The 474-nt window shown below is 38.0% G+C and carries 1 protein-coding gene; it reads right to left on the bottom strand.

The genetic code is table 11. The features are described 5' to 3' along the window. Positions 1-441, bottom strand: a 441-nt coding sequence (locus AAEY62_RS20290; RefSeq protein WP_350635993.1) for a BCCT family transporter, incomplete at its 3' end; no start/stop codon positions are given. Between the last annotated feature and the right edge of the window lie 33 nt (positions 442-474).

Genomic DNA, 474 nt, shown 5'->3' with positions numbered 1-474 from the left:
ATTTAAAGGTGTTTCAAACCAGCCAGTATAATAAGCAAGCGGTTCTGCAACACCCCAAAACATTAAGCCAATACCCATACCTGCAGCAAATAACATAGCTAACCATGAAAGGCGAGAGTGAGTAGGTACTGCATCATCTCCCCCTAAACGTATTTTACCGTAAGGCGATACAATAAGTGCTAAACAAAAAATAACGAAAAAGTTAGCAGCCCACATAAATAAGGCATCAAAGTTATTAATAATATCTGTTTTTATACTATCAAGTGCAGACTTAGCTGTTTGTGGATCGGTAACTAAAATAGCGATCAAAAAGATGACAATCAGACCAGCACTTATGCCGAAAACAGAGTTATGTATATCTAACCCCCATTTTTGTACGTTGTCTTGACCTACGGTATAGTCCGTACTATCAATACTATATTTGTCATGCTCTTCGCTCATGCAATACCTCATTTGTTGTTCTAACCCTGGATG

Source organism: Pseudoalteromonas sp. GW168-MNA-CIBAN-0100, assembly GCF_040309225.1.
GTDB lineage: Bacteria > Pseudomonadota > Gammaproteobacteria > Enterobacterales > Alteromonadaceae > Pseudoalteromonas > Pseudoalteromonas arctica.
Note: the sequence above shows the minus strand (reverse complement) of the source record. Positions and strands in the feature narration are given on the sequence as shown.